Below are 14,777 nucleotides of genomic sequence, written 5' to 3'. Positions count from 1 at the left end.
CGACGACCTCCCCCGCCACCTGCCACGGGGCGACCGCCGGGTCGGGCGGCCGCTCATCCACCGCGACCGGCTCGGAATCGTACTCAGGGTCGAGCCGGCCGTCCGCGGTTGCTGTCAACTTGATGTCACCTCTCTCGTACCACCACGAATTCGGCGAGAGCCACGAAACGCTCGCGCACCTCGTCGGCCATCGGCACCTCGTCCAGCGCGGCGAGGGCGGTCGTGTGCTGGCGGCGGGCCTCCTCCTGGGTCCAGGCGCGGCCACCGGCCTGCTCGATCAGCGCGGCGCGCCCGGCCAGCACCTCCTCGGACTCCTCGCCGCGCCCCTTCGGGTCGGCGAGCAGCTCGGCCAGCCGGCGGGAGGCCGCGCCGCCCTCGGCGAGGGCGGCGGCGACCGGCAGCGACTTCTTGCGCTGACGCAGGTCGCCCCAGTGCGGCTTGCCGGTGATCTCGGTGGCGCCCCAGATGCCGAGCAGGTCGTCGACGGCCTGGAAGGCCAGGCCCAGGTGGTGGCCGTAGCGCTCCAGCGCGTCGGCGGTGCGGTCGTCGGCCCCGGCCAGCACGGCGCCGACGGCGGAGGCGGCGGCCAGCAGGGCGCCGGTCTTGTTGCCCTCCATCGCCAGGCACTCCTCGACCGTGACCACGTCGCGGTGCTCGAAGGAGAGGTCCTGGGCCTGACCGTCGATCAGCTTGCGGGTGGCGACGGTGAGCAGGCGCACGGCCCGGGCCGCGTCGGTGTGGGTCGCGGGCGCCGGCCGGTCCCCGGAGGGATGGGCGGAGTCCAGCAGGACCTCGGTGCCGAGGGTGGCCAGCGCGTCGCCGACCAGGATCGCCTGGGCCGGTCCGAAGACCGTCCACGCGGTGGCCCGGTGCCTGCGAGTCTCGTCACCGTCCATCAGATCATCATGCAGGAGGGAGAAGTTGTGCACCAGCTCAACGGCGACCCCACCAGGGACTCCGGCAAGTGCGTCGGCGCCGGCCGCCTCGGCCGAGAGCAACGCCAGGGCCGGGCGGATCGCCTTGCCGCCGTCGCCCGCCACCGGGTTGCCGGCCCGGTCGGTCCAGCCGAAGTGGTAGGCCGCGACCGCGTCCATCGGCGGCGCGAGGCGCGCGATCGCCGCGCGCAGCGGCGGAGTGCAGAGCGTGCGGCCTCTGGCCAGCAGCTCGGGTACCGAGACGGGCTCGGCTTGGGCCGTCGCTCCCGCGGCCGTGCTGGGGCGTGCCTCCACGTGTGTTCCCTCTCCGTGGGCCGGTGTGCTGGGGTCGGTGCTGGTGGGGTGGGCCGGGAGCCGGCCGGCTGGGGCGCCCGGGGTGTCCGGTGGCGCACTCATCGGGGCCACCGCCCGTCGCCGCGGTCCACCGGGACCCGGGAGCCGGTGGCGCGCAGCGCGGCATCGGCGGCGGCGTGGCCGCTGCGCACGGCGCTCTCCATGGTCGCGGGCCAGCCGGTGGCGGTCCACGAGCCGGCCAGCAGCAGGCCGGGGATCCGGGTGGCGGCCACCGGGCGCAGCGCCGCGGTGCCCGGCGCCGGGTCGAAGGTGGCGGTGCGCTCACGGGTGACGAAGAAGTCGAGCACCTCGGCCCCGCGGGCCGCCGGCAGCAGCCGCATCAGCTCCGGCAGGTAACGGGCCCGCAGCTCGGAGACCGGCAGGTCGATCTCGTCGCGCACCGCGGACTGGGAGAGCGCCAGGTACTGGGCGCCGGGGTGGGTGCGCGCCACCGTCGAGCCCGCCAGGCCCGAGTGCGGGGTCCGGTCGAAGACCCACTGCACCGGGGAGTCCAGCGCCGCGAAGAACGGCCGGCGCAGCACCTTGCGGTCGTAGACCACGTGCACGTTGAGGATCGGCGCGGTGCCCAGCTCGGCCAGCCGGTGCTGTCCGTCGATCGCCTCCGGCGGCAGCAGGGCGGCGGCGCTCTCCTGGGCGCCGGCCAGCACCACGACATCGGCGCTGAGCAGCTCGCCGTTCTCCAGTCGCACCGCGTGCGGCGGGCCCACGGTGGCGGAGACGGTCTTGATCTCGACCGCCTTGGTGCGCAGCCGCACGGTGACGTCGGCACGCTCCAGCTGGGCGAGCGCCGCGTCGTGGTGCACGACGCCGAGCGGGACGGCAGCGGTGCCGATGTCGCTGGCGCCGGGGTCCATCAGCAGGCCGGTCTTGAAGACCATCGCGGCCAGCGCCAGCGAGACCTCGTCGGCCCGGGCGTTCAGGGTGGCCACCCCGACCAGGTCCCAGAGGGCGGCGATGGTGCGCTCGTTCTGGCCGTGCGCGCGCAGCCAGCTGCCGAAGGAGAGCTGGTCGAGCGCCGGGTCGGCGAGGTCGAGGCGCTGCAGCGCGAGCGCGCCGCGCACCACCCGCAGCCGGTCCAGCGGCGCCAGGTGCGGATAGCTCGCCAGGCTCGCGGCCAGGTGCAGCGGCACCGGCAGCGCGGCCCGGCGCAGCCGGCCGAGCCGGTGCCGGTCGCCGCGCACCGCGAGCACCGGGACATCGAGACGGGGCTGGATCTCGACCTGCTCGGTGGCGCCCAGGCGCTCGACCAGGCCGCGGTAGGCGGTGCAGCAGCGCAGGAAGACGTGCTGGCCGTTGTCCACGGTCAGCTCGCCACGGCGGAACGAGAAGGCCAGCCCGCCCAGCCTCGGGCGGGCCTCCAGCAGGGTGACCCGGTGGTCGGCCTCGGCCAGGCGCAGCGCGGCGGTGAGGCCGGCCAGGCCGCCGCCGACCACCACGGCGGTGCGCTGGTTCGTTTCTTCGGCCTGCCTGCTCATCGCACCTCCCCGCCGTTCGCTCCGTGCCCTCGGGTGTCCCCCTCAGTGCACACCCGTCTCCCGCACAACACCCGCCACAACACCGCAGATCCCTCTGATGATTCCCCGTCGTCGAACGATGACGGAGGGTCGCAAGGGTTCAAGAACGTCCTCCGGCCAGGCCGGAGAGCGCGACGTAGGCCTTCTCCCAGCCCGGCAGCGATACCCTGCCGCGCAGCACCGACTCGGGCTCGGCGGCGATCCGCCCGAGCAACCGGTGGTAGATGCCGGCCATCGCGGCGGTGCAGGCGCGGCTGCGGCGGTCCAGCATCGGCAGCAGCCGCAGGCCCTCCTCGAAGTAGCCCTGGGCACGCCGGGCCTCGAAGGCCACCAGGCCGGCGAAGTCGGCGCCGGCCGGCGGCGTGGGCGAGGCGAAGCCCTGCTCGCAGCCGAACCTGGCCAGATCCTCGGCGGGCAGGTAGGTACGGCCGTTGACCGCGTCCTCGCGCAGGTCGCGCAGGATGTTGGTGAGCTGCAGGGCCAGCCCCAGGGTGTCCGCGTACTCGGCGCCGCGCTTGGGGTCGGCGCAACCGTAGACACCCAGCGAGAGCCGGCCGATCGAGCCGGCCACGCAGCGGCAGTAGACCTTGAGGTCCTCGAAGGTCCGGTACTCCTCGCCGCGCAGGTCCATCTCGACGCCGTCGATCAGCTCGTCGAAGGCGTCGAGCGGGACCGGGAAGCGCCGGGCGGCGTCCGCCAGCGCCACCTTGATCGGGTCGGTGTCCTCCTCGGTGACCGCGCCCGCCCGGATCTCGTCGAGCAGCGCGCGGGTGGCGAGCAGTTGCTCCTGCTTGCGGTCGGCCGACAGCTCGCCGTCGCCGATGTCGTCGACCCGGCGGGCCAGCGCGTAGAGCGCGGACATGGCCAGCCGCTTGGACTCCGGGAGCAACCTGATCCCGTAGCTGAAGTTGCGGGCCTGCAGGGCGGTGACCGCCTCGCAGTACCGGTACGCCGCCATGACCGGTGCCGACGCCAGTGGTGATGCCGCCACTCGGGCGCTCACCTTCCCTTCGCGAAGATGGCCGCCGCCTTCATCGCCAGGCGGCGCTTGTCGGGCTTGGCCTGCTGGGCCAGCACGTCGTACCCGGCGGCTTCGATGGCCGCCAGGGCCGCGTACCCGCCCGCGGTGAATCCCGCCAGGAGCAGTCGAAGCCTTCCCCGAACCGTACCGACCAGCGGCGCGCCGTGATCGAGCAGGGTCCGGGCCCGGGCCGCCTCGAACGCGACCAGTTCGCGCACCGACGCCCCGGCGGTCGGGGCGGCCAGGTCGGCCTCGGTGACGCCGAACCTGGCCAGATCCTCGGTTGGCAGGTACACGCGACCTCGGGCGAAGTCCTCGGCCACGTCCTGGAGGTGCTCGATGACTTGCAGGGCGGTGCAGATGGCGTCCGAAAGCTCGATCCGTTCCGGCGTCGCGACGTCGGCGAGCGCGAGCACCAGCCGGCCGACCGGGTCGGCGGACAACGTGCAGTAGCCGACCAGACTCTCGAAGGTCGGGTAGCGGGTGGTGGTCTGGTCCACCCGGTTGGCTTCGATCAGCCGGCGGAACGGCTCGGGGGTGACGGCGTGCCGCCCGATCAGCGGGACCAGGGCGGCGAGCAGGGGGTGGTGCGGGGGCTCGCCGGCGGCACTGCCGAGGGTGCGGGGCAGCGCGGCCTCGAACGCCCGGTCGAGATCGCGCTCCAGCGCGTCGAGCAGGCCGAGCCGGAACGCGGTCTCGTCACCGCCGTGCGCGGGCGCGCCGAGCAGCGCGGCGGTGGCCGCCGGGTCGGCGAGGTCGCCGTCACCGGCGTCGTCCACCAGGCGGGCGTAGCCGTAGACGGCCATCAGGTCGTCGCGCCAGGCCGCGGGCAGGAAGCCCGGGGCGACCGGGAAGTTCTCCCGGGCCGCCTTGGCCAGCGTGTCGTCCTGGCCGGGACCGTCCGCCGCACCACCACCCGGCCGGGCCGAGAACTGCGCCGAAGTCGTCACTGCCGTCACTCCCCCGTTCTACACCGGTGTGGACCATGGACCCGATTCGGACACGCTTCCCCCGCAGGCTGGGCCGCTCCCGGACCCTCACCCTTTCACTTCCGGTCACCAGCCGAAAAGACCACCCCCCGGCGCGCCGACGCTGCTCACCCTCCCGGCGCACACGCGGGGGGGGCGCGAACGCAGGGCACGCGCCGAGGTCGGCCCGAGGGAACCGGACGACCATCTCATTCATCTCGTTGCCGAGGGCAACAATGCCAGAGCCGGTGCCCGAAACGCTCGCGCGTTTTCGGACACCGGCTCGGCGGGCTTCGGGCGAGGGCGTCTTACGGGCGCTCGCCGCGCTCGTACATGCCGACGACCTCGTCGGTCGGGCCGTCCATGATCAGCTCGCCGGTCTCGATCCAGATGGTCCGCTCGCAGGTGTCCCGGATCGCGTTGTTGTTGTGGCTGACCAGGAAGACCGTACCGGCCTCCTTGCGCAGCTCGCGGATGCGGGCCTCGCTGCGGCGCTGGAAGGCCTGGTCACCGGTGGAGAGCGCCTCGTCGATCAGCAGCACGTCGTGGGTCTTGGCCGCCGCGATCGAGAACCGCAGGCGGGCGGCCATGCCGGAGGAGTACGTGCGCATCGGCAGGTTGATGAACTCGCCCTTCTCGTTGATCCCCGAGAAGTCGACGATGTTCTGGTAGCGCTCCTTCACCTGGGCCGGGCTCATGCCCATCGCCAGGCAGCCGAGCACCACGTTGCGCTCGCCGGTCAGGTCGTCCATCAGCGCCGCGTTCACACCGAGCAGCGAGGGCTGGCCGTTGGTGTAGATGCCGCCCTTCTCGGTGGGCAGCAGGCCGGCGATCGCCGACAGCAGGGTCGACTTGCCCGAGCCGTTGGAGCCGATCAGGCCGACGGCCTCACCCTTGTACGCGGTGAAGCTGACGCCGCGCACCGCGTGCACCTCGGTGATGGCGGGCGAGCGCTTGCGGGAGATCAGCCGGCTGAGGGCGGAGGTGGCGCTGCCCTTGCCGGCGGAGGCGCCGTGCACCTTGTAGACGATGTGCACGTCGTCGACGACGACAGTCGGCGTCCGGGTCTCCTTGGCTGCGGAGATCGCCCGGGCGTCGCGCTCCTCGCGGTCGGTGATCATGGTGGTCTCAGCCACGTCCGTACTCCTCTTCGGCCTTCCAGAAGAACACGTAACCGATAACGAAGGCTACGAGCGCCCACCCGAGCGCCATCTCCCAGACGTGGGGCGGCAGCTTCTCGGCACTGCTCCCGTAGTGCTTCTTGCTGTAGATGCTGGGGATCATCGCGTGCCGGAACAGCTCCATGTACACGGAGGCCGGGTTCGCGGTGGCGACCTGCTGCACCCAGTGCGGCCACTTGTGGACGCGGTCCGCGATGCTGTACATCACGCCGGACAGGTACATCCAGGTACGCAGGACGAACGGCATCAGCTGGGAGATGTCACTGGTCTTGGCACCGATCCGGGCCATCATCAGGGCCAGGCCGGTGTTGAACAGCGAGAGCAGGAACATCGCCGGGATCACCTGGAACCAGGTCAGCCCCGGCATCAGGCCGTTGCTCAGGACGATCACGACCAGCACGACCATCGAGATCAGCAGCTGCTGGAGCTGGATCACCGTGAAGGCGATCGGCATGCACGCACGGGGGAAGTGCAGCGCACGGATCAGCCCGAGGTTGTACGAGATCGCGCCGGTGCCGGACTGGATGGCGCTCTGGATGAACTGGAAGATGAACACCCCGACGCAGAGCCACGGGATGTACTTCGGCACCGAGTTGCCGCTCAGGATGAGGCCGAACACCAGGTAGAACACCGCGCAGTTCAGCAACGGCGTGACGACCTGCCAGACCTGGCCCATCTTCGCCGTGGTGTACTGCGCCACCAGTCGCGCGGTGGCGAACGCGACGATGAAGTGTCGGCGTCCCCAGAGCTGCTTGGTGTAGGCGAGGAGCCCTGGCCGACGGCCACTGACCGTCAGACCGTACTTATCGGCGAGCTGCTTGGGGGTCAGCCCGGTATCAACACCCCCGGGTAGAGAGAGGTTGATCGGTTCACTCACTGTCGACACATTCGTCCTTCACGGGATCGGAAGTCCGGCTGCTGGCCGGGGGGCAGTAGCCGGGCTCTCGCCGACGGGATCGACTCCCGCCAGGAGAATTCCAGCGGATCACAGGGGGGACGGCCGGCGGTGTGGTGTTCCGCCGACCAGGTGATCAGATGACCGGCGGTCTGCCCAACCTGGTCAAGCGCCATACAGTACGCCATCGCATCGGCCGTCGCTCACCGCACGGTGTGCGCCAGCCTTCCCGGAAACCGCCCCACCAGGCCTTACGTGCCTCCCGCGGGGGGCGGCGGGCCAGGGTGAGCAGGATCCAGGTGCACAGGTAGAGAGGCACCAACGGCACCGGAAGGTTCCGTCGGGCCAGCCACACCCGGTTGCGCGCCACGTTGTGGAAGTACGCGGCGTGCCGGGCGGGAGAGGTGGTGGGGTGGTGCAGCACGATGTCGGCCCGGTAGTCGATCGACCACCCGGCATCCAGCGCACGCCACGCGAGGTCGGTCTCCTCGTGGGCGTAGAAGAAGTCGGCGGGCAACTGCCCGGCCCGCTCGAAGACCGTCGAGCGGACGGCGCTGGCGCCGCCGAGGAAGGTGGTGACCCGGGAGGAGCGCAGCGGGTCGGCGGCGCGCAGCCGCGGCACGTGGCGGCGCTGGGTCTCACCGGTCTGCGGGTCGGCGATCCGGAAGCTGACGATGCCCAGGCCCGGGTCGGCGGTGAACGCCGCCCGCAGCAGCTCGGCCGAGTCGGTCAGCGGCAGCCGGCCGTCGTCGTCCAGGAAGAGCACGGCGTCCACGTCGCGGGCGTCCGGGCCGAACAGCTCGATGCCGACGTTGCGCCCGCCCGGGATGCCCAGGTTCTCCGGCAGCTCGACGGACCGCACCCCGGCGGGCAGCGGCGGCAGCGGCGCGCCGTTGCCGACCACGGCCAGCTGGACGGCCGGGCCCTGCTGGTCGAGCACGGACTGGATCAGCGCGTTCAGCTCGGCCGGGCGGTTGCCCATGGTGATGATCACCGCGCCGAGCCGGAAGGCGTCGGTCTCAGTGCCGGTGGCCTTGTCGGCGGCGGTGCCGGCGGCGCTCTCGGTGGCCCGGTTGTCGGTGGTGGTCATCGCAGCCTGCTGGAGAGGACGATGCTGAGCAGGTGGAGCACGGTCTGGAGCATCGCGATGGCGGCGAGCAGCACGATCGCGAGCCGGGTGAAGAAGAGGCCGCCGTGCACCTGGTCGGCGATCCCTGCCGCCAGGATGAAGAGCGAGGCCTCGACCGCACCGACCAGCCGGTGGAACTTGAGGACGGAGGCCGCCCGGCGGGCCTTGGCCACCCCGGAGGAGCGCGGCACCGAGGCGCTGTCCTCGACCGCGGTCATCCCGCTGCGGGCCCGGGCCACGTCGACCAGGTCGGTCTCCGACTTGATCAGGATCGCGCCCAGCGCCGCCAGGGTGCCCAGGAAGGCCCACTCCCAGCGCGAGCCGCCGTGGTGGAACAGGTCCGCGCCGCGCAGGCCGAGGCCGGTGAGCAGCGCGGCCTCCGACATGTAGTGGCCGACCCGGTCCAGGTAGACGCCGGTCAGCGAGGTCTGCCGACGCCAGCGGGCCACCTCGCCGTCCACGCAGTCCAGCAGCAGGTAGAGCTGGATCAGCAGCGCACCGACGATCGCGCCGCCGATGCCCGGGATGAGCAGCCCCGCGCCGGCCAGGATGCCGGTGAACATCATCAGGTAGGTCAGGCCGTTGGGCGTGATCGCCGTGACCGTCGAGAGGATCCGGGTGATCCGCAGCGAGATCCTGCGCATGTAGAGCCGACCCGCCCAGTGCTCGGCGCTGCGGCGCTGGAGCATCCCCTCCGGGTGGATGACGGCGCGCAGTTCCTCGATCGAGGGGCGGACCGTGAGGTCGACCGGCGGCCGCTCGGCGGCTTCGGGGCGGGCGGCTGAGGAGCTGGACTCAACTGTTGACGGCTTGGACATAGTCGGCGTACGCGTCCCTGATCGCAGATGGGGAGAGGTCGAGGTGCTCAAGAATGGTGAAGCGGCCCGGCCGGGTATTCGGAGCGTAGTGCACCGCCTCGGTGAACTCCGCCTCGGTGAACCCGATCTGATCGGCGGTCACCGGCAGGCCGTGGGCCCGCAGGCGGTCGACGATCAGCCTGGTCAGTTCCTGCTCGCCCCGCAGGAAGCTCGCGAAGGCGGCCCCGAGGCCGACCTGCTCGCCGTGCTGGGCGGAGCGCTTGGGATGCAGCACGTCCAAGGCATGCGAGATCTCGTGGCAGGCCCCCGAGGAAGGCCGGGTGCTGCCCGCGATGCTCATCGCGATGCCGGACAGTACCAGTGCTTCCGCGAGCGCGGTAAGGAGGTCCGGATCCTCCAGCGCACCCGGGTGCCGCAGCAGGCTCTCGCCCGCGGAACGGGCCATCGCCACCGCGAGTCCGTCCACCTTCTCGCCGGTCACCCGCTGGGAGAGTTCCCAGTCGGCACACGCCGAGATGTTGGAGAGGACGTCGCCGACACCGGCCGCCACGAAGCGCTGCGGGGCCTGCTGGATCACGTCCAGATCGACCACGACGCCGATCGGCCCCGGCACCCCGTACGAGCCGCGCCCCGCGTCGTTGTCGAGCGTCGACACGGGAGAGCAGATGCCGTCGTGCGCCAGGTTGGTGGCGACGGCGACCACGGGCAGCCCGACCCGCGCGGCGGCGTACTTGGCGGCGTCGATGATCTTACCGCCACCCAGACCCACCAGGACGTCGTAGTGGCCGCCACGGACCTCGTCCGCCAGCCGCACCGCGCCGTCCAGGGTGCCGTCGGCCGCGTCGAACCAGTCGGCGTTCGGCAGCACCGGCAGCAGCCGCTCGCGCAGCCGGGTCCCCGAGCCGTTGCTGATCGCCACCGCGACCCGGCCGCCGGTCGACAGCCGCTGGTCGGCCAGGATGCCCGCCAGCGAGTCCAGGGCGCCCGGACGGATCTCGACGAAGAGCGGCGAGGGAATCAGCCGGGTCAGTACTGGCACGCGATCTCCCGGGCCTTCGCCAGGTCGGCGTGGTTGTCGACCTCGACCCAGGGGACCTCGCCGATCGGCTGCACGTCGATCCGGAAGCCGCCGTTGACCAGCTCCTGGTAGCCGTCCTCGTAGTACAGCTGTGGGTCGCGCTCGAAGGTGGTGCGCAGCGCCTCGGCCAGCTCGGCGGCGGCGGAGGGGTTGATCACCGTGACGCCGATGTACTCGCCGGTCGCGTCGGCCGGCTCCATCAGCTTGGTGATCTTTTGCATGCCCTTGACCGGGTCGACGACGACCTTCATCTCCTCGTCGGCCAGCTGCTTCACCGTGTCCAGCGCGAGCAGGATGCCCGGCGCCCGCCCTTCGGCGATCAGCCGGTCGTTGCCGTCCAGCATGGTGCGCTGGACGGAGGCCGGGTGCACGGTGTCGCCGTTGGCCAGGAGCAGGCCCTCGCTGAACAGCTCGCGGGCGCACCAGAGCGAGTAGGCGTTGTTCCACTCCTCGGCCTTGTCGTTCTCGACCAGGGTGAGCTTGACGCCGTACTTCTGCTCCAGCGCCTCCTGGCGCTCGTACACGGCATCCTTGCGGTACCCCACGACGATCGCGGCCTCGCGCAGGCCCACCTCGGCGAAGTTGCCGAGCGTGAGGTCCAGCACGGTCTTCTCGCCGTCCACCGGCACCAGCGCCTTGGGGAGCGTGTCGGTGTACGGGCGGAGCCGGCGGCCGGCTCCGGCCGCCAGAACGAGGCCGATCATGCGGGGTCTCCTGTGCTCGTCTGCATTGAGTACACGTGCTGCCTGCATGCACGTGCTGCCTGCGGACACGTCCTACTCGCCGGGTGCGCGCGTGCTGCCCTGGGATTCCCTTGTACCGGCCCGCGGATCGCGCACCCTCGCCGTGCCTGGCCCCGGCGCGCAGTCCGCGCCCGCACCCACACCGCGTGATGCCCGCCCGCGGAACGACTCCCCGGTCCCACCGCTCGGCGGAGCACCGTGTCGTATGTGATGGTAGGCGACCGGCGCGACCTGCCCGAACGCCGCCCCACGGTACGCCGGAGGTGCCAGGGCGAGTGGTGGTCGGGGCGTGACAGGACCATGCAGAACATGTGTTCGATTTTTGCCGTTACTCAGCACACCCGTGCGCACCCAAGGCGCTCGCAAGTGCGCACACACCGGTGTTCCCGGGGCTGGTGCGTCGAATCGGTCCCAGCGCCCCGGCCATGCGGCAGACTGGACAGCCGACGCCCTCCGTACGCGCCATGGCACCAACCGCGACGGGGGCGTGCTGCCGTCCGCTGGACCGGGGGGGCTTGCCCGGGTGGCACATCCGGGTGGCGGCGCCGGTCCCCGTGCCGAAAGAGGCGCCATGTCCGAGAGTCGATCGACCAGCCTTGCCGCAGAGTCGGCCGCCGCTCCCGCCACTCCCGCCGCTGGTCCTTCCGGTGCTTCCCATCCTGCTTCCGGGGTTTCTTCCGACTCACCCGAGATCATGCTCGAGCTGGTGGACGACGCGGGCGTGACCCTCGGCACAGCCGAGAAGCTCTGGGCGCACCAGCAGCCGGGTCATCTGCACCGGGCCTTCTCGGTCTTCCTCTTCGACCAGCAGGGTCGCCTGCTGCTGCAGCGCCGGGCGCTCGGCAAGTACCACTCGCCCGGCGTCTGGTCCAACACCTGCTGCGGCCACCCGTACCCCGGCGAGCCGCCGTTCGTGGCCGCCGCCCGCCGCACCGCCGAGGAACTCGGCACGGCACCCGCCCTGCTCTGCGCCGCCGGCACCGTGCGCTACGACCTGCCCGACGAGGCCTCCGGGCTGATCGAGCGGGAGTGGAACCACCTCTTCGTCGGCCTGATGACGGACGACCTGCGGCCCGACCCGGCCGAGGTCGAGGACACCCGGTTCGTGACAGCCGGCGAGCTGAAGGAGCTCCAGGCGGCGAAGCCGTTCTCGGTCTGGTTCAACACGGTGTTCGAGGCGGCGCTGCCGGGGATCCGGGAGATCGCGGGCCGGGACTGGTAGTCCCGCTCGATCCGCCTTGCGGCGGTGCTAGAGCTGGACCGGGGGCGGCAGCGGCAGGGAGGCCCAGATCACCTTGCCGCCGTCCCCGGTCTGCTCCACGTCGCAGGAGCCGCCCGCCGCCAGCGCGATGCTCTTGACCAGCATCAGTCCGCGGCCGCCGGTCTGCTCCGTATCGCTCTCCACGGCCTTGGGCCGGTGCGGATGCCCGTCCTCCACCGAGACCCGCACCTGCCCGCCGCCGATCGCCAACTCGGTGGTCACCCGTGGCGAGAGCACCGCCGCGTGCGTCACGGCGTTGGTGACCAGCTCGGAGACGATCAGCAGCAGCCCGTCGGTCAGTTCCTCGTACCGCTCCCCCATCAGCCCCCGGTCCCGGAGCAGATCACGCACCACATGCCGCACCCGCGGCACCGAGCACTCGCGCGCCCCGGCGACGATCCGCCACAACCCCTCACCGGCCAGCTCCACTTCGACGCTCTCGACACTCTCGACACTCTCGGCGACCATCGGTGCGCGCTGCCGCTGGGGCTGCTGCGGCTGCTGCGGTTTCTGCAGCACTGTCGGCGTCGTAGCGCTCGTCCGCTCCACGTCCTGCCACCCTTCGTCCGGGCCTCGGGAGGCATCGCCGGCGCCGGCCGACTCCGGCCGACCATCCGGGAACGGGGCGTTCCGTTCAGGGCTCCCCTTCACTTCCGAGGCTAGGAGAGCCACCGGAATCCCCGTGCCCGGTCGAAGAACTTGCCCCCGCCAGACCGTTTCCGACCGACCATGACCACATCGGCCCACCCCTGCCCACCTTTCCCCACAGCGCCAGCGCAGGACCGTTCATCCACCGCCACTTCCCCCGAACCACCCCCACCCCACCGGGGCACCTCACACGGTCACGAGGGCCCCACCGCCGGCCGGCGTCGCCGGGGAAGCGCAGGTGAAAGGGCGTGAGGACCACTCCGAAAGCCTGATAGTGTTCTCTCTGTCGCCGCGGGGACAGCACAGAGAACCCCGAGGCACACACCCTGTCCGGGTGGCGGAATGGCAGACGCGCTAGCTTGAGGTGCTAGTGCCCTTTATCGGGCGTGGGGGTTCAAGTCCCCCCTCGGACACTTCGTTACGCACATGGAAGATGCGGGTCGTGACTCAACAGTCACGGTCCGCTTTTTCATGTCGTAGACCAGGTTCAGACCGAAACTCTCGTAGATCGGTGCCTTTGCGCCTGCCGAATACCTCATCCGCCCAGGTCAAGCGGCATGCCGGTACTCGTGGATCACTCCGCCGAGCCGGTCGTGGCGGCGTATGTCCAGACGGGCGATTCGCCTGGGATCGGTGATCGGCTCGGGGACCGCGCGTAGGGGCGCCGCCTGGTTCATGGCCTGATGGGGCCGGTGCCCGTTGTGGTGGTGCTCGAACTCGCGCAGCGCGTACCGCAGGTGGCGCTCGTTCCAGATCAAGGTCCGATCCAGCAGCTCATGGCGGCAGGTCTGCACCCAGCGCTCCGTGATGGAGTTCATCCGGGGGACACGGATGCCGGAGGGCACGACCTGGATGCCGGCGTCGCCCAGGATCTGGTCGAAGAGGGCCGGGAACTTCGCGTCCCGGTCGCGATCAGGTAGTTGACGGTGACTCCGGTGTCCTCGAGGTCCATGGCCAGGTTCCGGGCGGCCTGGACGACCCAGTGGGCGGTGGGATGCGCGGTGGTGCCCAGTGTGAGGACGCGGCGGGTGGCGTGCTCGATGACCGCGAGGATGTACTGGCGCTGGCCGGTCAGGGTGACGGTCTCGATGAAGTCGCATGCCAGGAGGGCATCGGCCTGGGAGCGCAGGAAGTCGGCCCAGGTGGTGGCGCTGCGGTCGGGTGCGGGGTCGAGGCCCTCGGCTTTGAGTATCTCCCAGACGGTGGACGCGGCGACCTTGATGCCCAGGGCGGCGAGTTCGCCGTGCACACGCCGATACCCCCAGGCCAGGTTCTCCGAACCAGACGCAGGATCAGCACGCGGATCGAGCGCACGGTGGGCGGGCGACCTGGTCGCTTCGGTCGGCAGGTGCGAGCCTGACGCTGCTTCATCAGGCGCGATGCCACCGCAGCACGGTGTCCGGTTGAACCAACAGCCGCAGGCGGCGCAGCACCTCGCGCGGTAGCGGGGCGAGGAGCGCAACGAGGAAGACGCGGTCCTCCGGAGCGAACCTCGCCTTGTCCCCACCGAGCTGCCGCTCAAGGATGACCAGCTGATGGCGCAGGGTGAGGATCTCCACATCCTTGTCCCGGTCGCTCATCGGCAACAGCCGCAGGGCCGCGAACGCGTTGGTGACAGTCAGGTATGCCAGGCGAAGCAACACGAGTGATCATCCCGCCGCAACCACCGACCAAGTCCTTGAGCTGCATGGATGACATCCTCGGCAGGCGCAGAGCCGCATGCCTCGCCACGGCGCGGGCGTCGGCGACGAAGGCGGCGTGAATCCGGCCGACGTCGAGCAGGTGCTCGCGCCCGTGCCGGACGGCGAGCTGCTCGGCGTCCGGCGCCCGGGCGTCCGAGCGGGGGCCTCCGGGAAGGTCGCTGCCACCGCCGTGCCCTGGGCGGTGAGGTGCCATGCCTTGGCCCGGCCGGCCTGCGGCAGGGTCACGAACTCCGCCAGGCCGTCGGCGTGAAGCCGGGTCAGCCGCTTCTGGGTCTGTTTGATCCCGGCTGCGCCGCCGTGGAGCTGGTGGAGCCGCTCGGCGTCTGCCGCAGCACGCTGTGGAACGCGATCAACGACGTCCTACCCGTCCTCGACGACCACCGCCTCGCGATCACCCCTGCCGAACACCACTACGCCACCGCAGCCGACGTCCTAGGGCGCGTCTTCAAAGTCGCGTCGGATCGGTCCGCGGCGTTGGGCGCCCGGCTGGGCGTGCGCCCGGGTCGTCCTCGTACTGGGTCGTACTTGG

General features: G+C 71.3%; 14 protein-coding genes, 1 tRNA gene and 1 pseudogene. 4 read left to right on the top strand and 12 right to left on the bottom strand.

Going from position 1 to position 14,777, the window contains the following annotated elements; all coding sequences use genetic code 11:
* Window positions 1–125: 125 nt before the first annotated feature.
* The 10 genes from ABH937_RS32465 to ABH937_RS32420 all read right to left on the bottom strand — a co-directional run bounded on the left by ABH937_RS32465 (window position 126) and on the right by ABH937_RS32420 (window position 10,597).
* The gene (locus ABH937_RS32465) at window positions 126–1,229 is read right to left on the bottom strand and encodes a polyprenyl synthetase family protein (protein WP_370146574.1); all 1,104 of its coding nucleotides are present in this window, start codon (window positions 1,227–1,229) and stop codon (window positions 126–128) included.
* 98 nt (window positions 1,230–1,327) lie between these two features.
* Window positions 1,328–2,764: a hydroxysqualene dehydroxylase HpnE gene (hpnE, locus tag ABH937_RS32460; protein WP_370220263.1), complete on the bottom strand. Its 1,437-nt coding sequence runs from the start codon at window positions 2,762–2,764 to the stop codon at window positions 1,328–1,330.
* A 139-nt stretch (window positions 2,765–2,903) separates the two neighbouring features.
* Window positions 2,904–3,761: a presqualene diphosphate synthase HpnD gene (hpnD, locus tag ABH937_RS32455; RefSeq protein WP_280691947.1), complete on the bottom strand. Its 858-nt coding sequence runs from the start codon at window positions 3,759–3,761 to the stop codon at window positions 2,904–2,906.
* A 41-nt stretch (window positions 3,762–3,802) separates the two neighbouring features.
* Window positions 3,803–4,702 (bottom strand): squalene synthase HpnC, encoded by a 900-nt coding sequence (gene hpnC / locus ABH937_RS32450; RefSeq protein ID WP_370220298.1) that lies wholly within the window; start codon window positions 4,700–4,702, stop codon window positions 3,803–3,805.
* A gap of 398 nt (window positions 4,703–5,100) precedes the next feature.
* Window positions 5,101–5,913, bottom strand: a complete 813-nt coding sequence (locus ABH937_RS32445; RefSeq protein ID WP_280691945.1) for an ABC transporter ATP-binding protein — start codon at window positions 5,911–5,913, stop codon at window positions 5,101–5,103.
* 7 nt (window positions 5,914–5,920) lie between these two features.
* Complete coding sequence (locus ABH937_RS32440) at window positions 5,921–6,859, bottom strand: ABC transporter permease (protein ID WP_370146573.1); 939 nt, start codon at window positions 6,857–6,859, stop codon at window positions 5,921–5,923.
* A gap of 145 nt (window positions 6,860–7,004) precedes the next feature.
* Window positions 7,005–7,850, bottom strand: a complete 846-nt coding sequence (locus tag ABH937_RS32435; RefSeq protein WP_280691944.1) for a glycosyltransferase family 2 protein — start codon at window positions 7,848–7,850, stop codon at window positions 7,005–7,007.
* A gap of 104 nt (window positions 7,851–7,954) precedes the next feature.
* On the bottom strand, window positions 7,955–8,686 hold the full coding sequence (locus tag ABH937_RS32430; RefSeq protein ID WP_280691943.1) for a CDP-alcohol phosphatidyltransferase family protein: 732 nt from the start codon (window positions 8,684–8,686) through the stop codon (window positions 7,955–7,957).
* A 106-nt stretch (window positions 8,687–8,792) separates the two neighbouring features.
* Window positions 8,793–9,854, bottom strand: a complete 1,062-nt coding sequence (locus tag ABH937_RS32425) for an iron-containing alcohol dehydrogenase family protein (protein ID WP_280691885.1) — start codon at window positions 9,852–9,854, stop codon at window positions 8,793–8,795.
* Complete coding sequence (locus ABH937_RS32420) at window positions 9,842–10,597, bottom strand: phosphocholine cytidylyltransferase family protein (RefSeq protein ID WP_280691884.1); 756 nt, start codon at window positions 10,595–10,597, stop codon at window positions 9,842–9,844. The genes ABH937_RS32425 and ABH937_RS32420 overlap by 13 nt, the downstream gene beginning before the upstream one ends.
* A gap of 610 nt (window positions 10,598–11,207) precedes the next feature.
* Between ABH937_RS32420 and idi the strand changes: the two genes are divergently transcribed.
* Complete coding sequence (idi, locus tag ABH937_RS32415) at window positions 11,208–11,858, top strand: isopentenyl-diphosphate Delta-isomerase (RefSeq protein ID WP_370146571.1); 651 nt, start codon at window positions 11,208–11,210, stop codon at window positions 11,856–11,858.
* A 27-nt stretch (window positions 11,859–11,885) separates the two neighbouring features.
* Here idi and ABH937_RS32410 read toward each other — a convergent pair whose 3' ends face one another.
* Window positions 11,886–12,365, bottom strand: coding sequence for an ATP-binding protein (locus tag ABH937_RS32410; RefSeq protein ID WP_370220297.1), 480 nt, complete (start codon window positions 12,363–12,365; stop codon window positions 11,886–11,888).
* A gap of 508 nt (window positions 12,366–12,873) precedes the next feature.
* Here ABH937_RS32410 and ABH937_RS32405 point away from each other — a divergent pair.
* Window positions 12,874–12,958, top strand: a tRNA-Leu gene (locus ABH937_RS32405).
* A 135-nt stretch (window positions 12,959–13,093) separates the two neighbouring features.
* On the opposite strand, the pseudogene ABH937_RS32400 reads toward ABH937_RS32405, so the two are convergent.
* Window positions 13,094–14,188: pseudogene (locus tag ABH937_RS32400) on the bottom strand (integrase core domain-containing protein).
* Window positions 14,189–14,264: 76 nt separating this feature from the next.
* On the opposite strand from ABH937_RS32400, the gene ABH937_RS32395 reads away from it, so the two are divergent.
* On the top strand, window positions 14,265–14,498 hold the full coding sequence (locus ABH937_RS32395) for a hypothetical protein (RefSeq protein ID WP_370220262.1): 234 nt from the start codon (window positions 14,265–14,267) through the stop codon (window positions 14,496–14,498).
* A partial coding sequence (locus ABH937_RS32390) for a hypothetical protein (protein WP_370220261.1) occupies window positions 14,495–14,777 on the top strand: 283 nt, incomplete at its 3' end. The genes ABH937_RS32395 and ABH937_RS32390, both read left to right, overlap by 4 nt.

This window comes from Kitasatospora sp. GAS1066B (assembly GCF_041262605.1).
Classification (GTDB): domain Bacteria; phylum Actinomycetota; class Actinomycetes; order Streptomycetales; family Streptomycetaceae; genus Kitasatospora.
Note: the sequence above shows the minus strand (reverse complement) of the source record. Positions and strands in the feature narration are given on the sequence as shown.

What these genes read in the sequence shown, in the direction of transcription:
- hpnE (WP_370220263.1), bottom strand. Translation starts at nt 2,764, where the DNA reads ATGAGCAGGCAGGCCGAAGAAACGAACCAGCGCACCGCCGTGGTGGTC.
- hpnD (WP_280691947.1), bottom strand. Translation starts at nt 3,761, where the DNA reads ATGGCGGCGTACCGGTACTGCGAGGCGGTCACCGCCCTGCAGGCCCGC.
- ABH937_RS32445 (WP_280691945.1), bottom strand. Translation starts at nt 5,913, where the DNA reads ATGATCACCGACCGCGAGGAGCGCGACGCCCGGGCGATCTCCGCAGCC.
- ABH937_RS32435 (WP_280691944.1), bottom strand. Translation starts at nt 7,850, where the DNA reads ATGGGCAACCGCCCGGCCGAGCTGAACGCGCTGATCCAGTCCGTGCTC.
- ABH937_RS32430 (WP_280691943.1), bottom strand. Translation starts at nt 8,686, where the DNA reads ATGCTCCAGCGCCGCAGCGCCGAGCACTGGGCGGGTCGGCTCTACATG.
- ABH937_RS32420 (WP_280691884.1), bottom strand. Translation starts at nt 10,597, where the DNA reads ATGATCGGCCTCGTTCTGGCGGCCGGAGCCGGCCGCCGGCTCCGCCCG.
- idi (WP_370146571.1), top strand. Translation starts at nt 11,208, where the DNA reads ATGTCCGAGAGTCGATCGACCAGCCTTGCCGCAGAGTCGGCCGCCGCT.
- ABH937_RS32410 (WP_370220297.1), bottom strand. Translation starts at nt 12,365, where the DNA reads ATGGTCGCCGAGAGTGTCGAGAGTGTCGAGAGCGTCGAAGTGGAGCTG.
- ABH937_RS32395 (WP_370220262.1), top strand. Translation starts at nt 14,265, where the DNA reads ATGCCTCGCCACGGCGCGGGCGTCGGCGACGAAGGCGGCGTGAATCCG.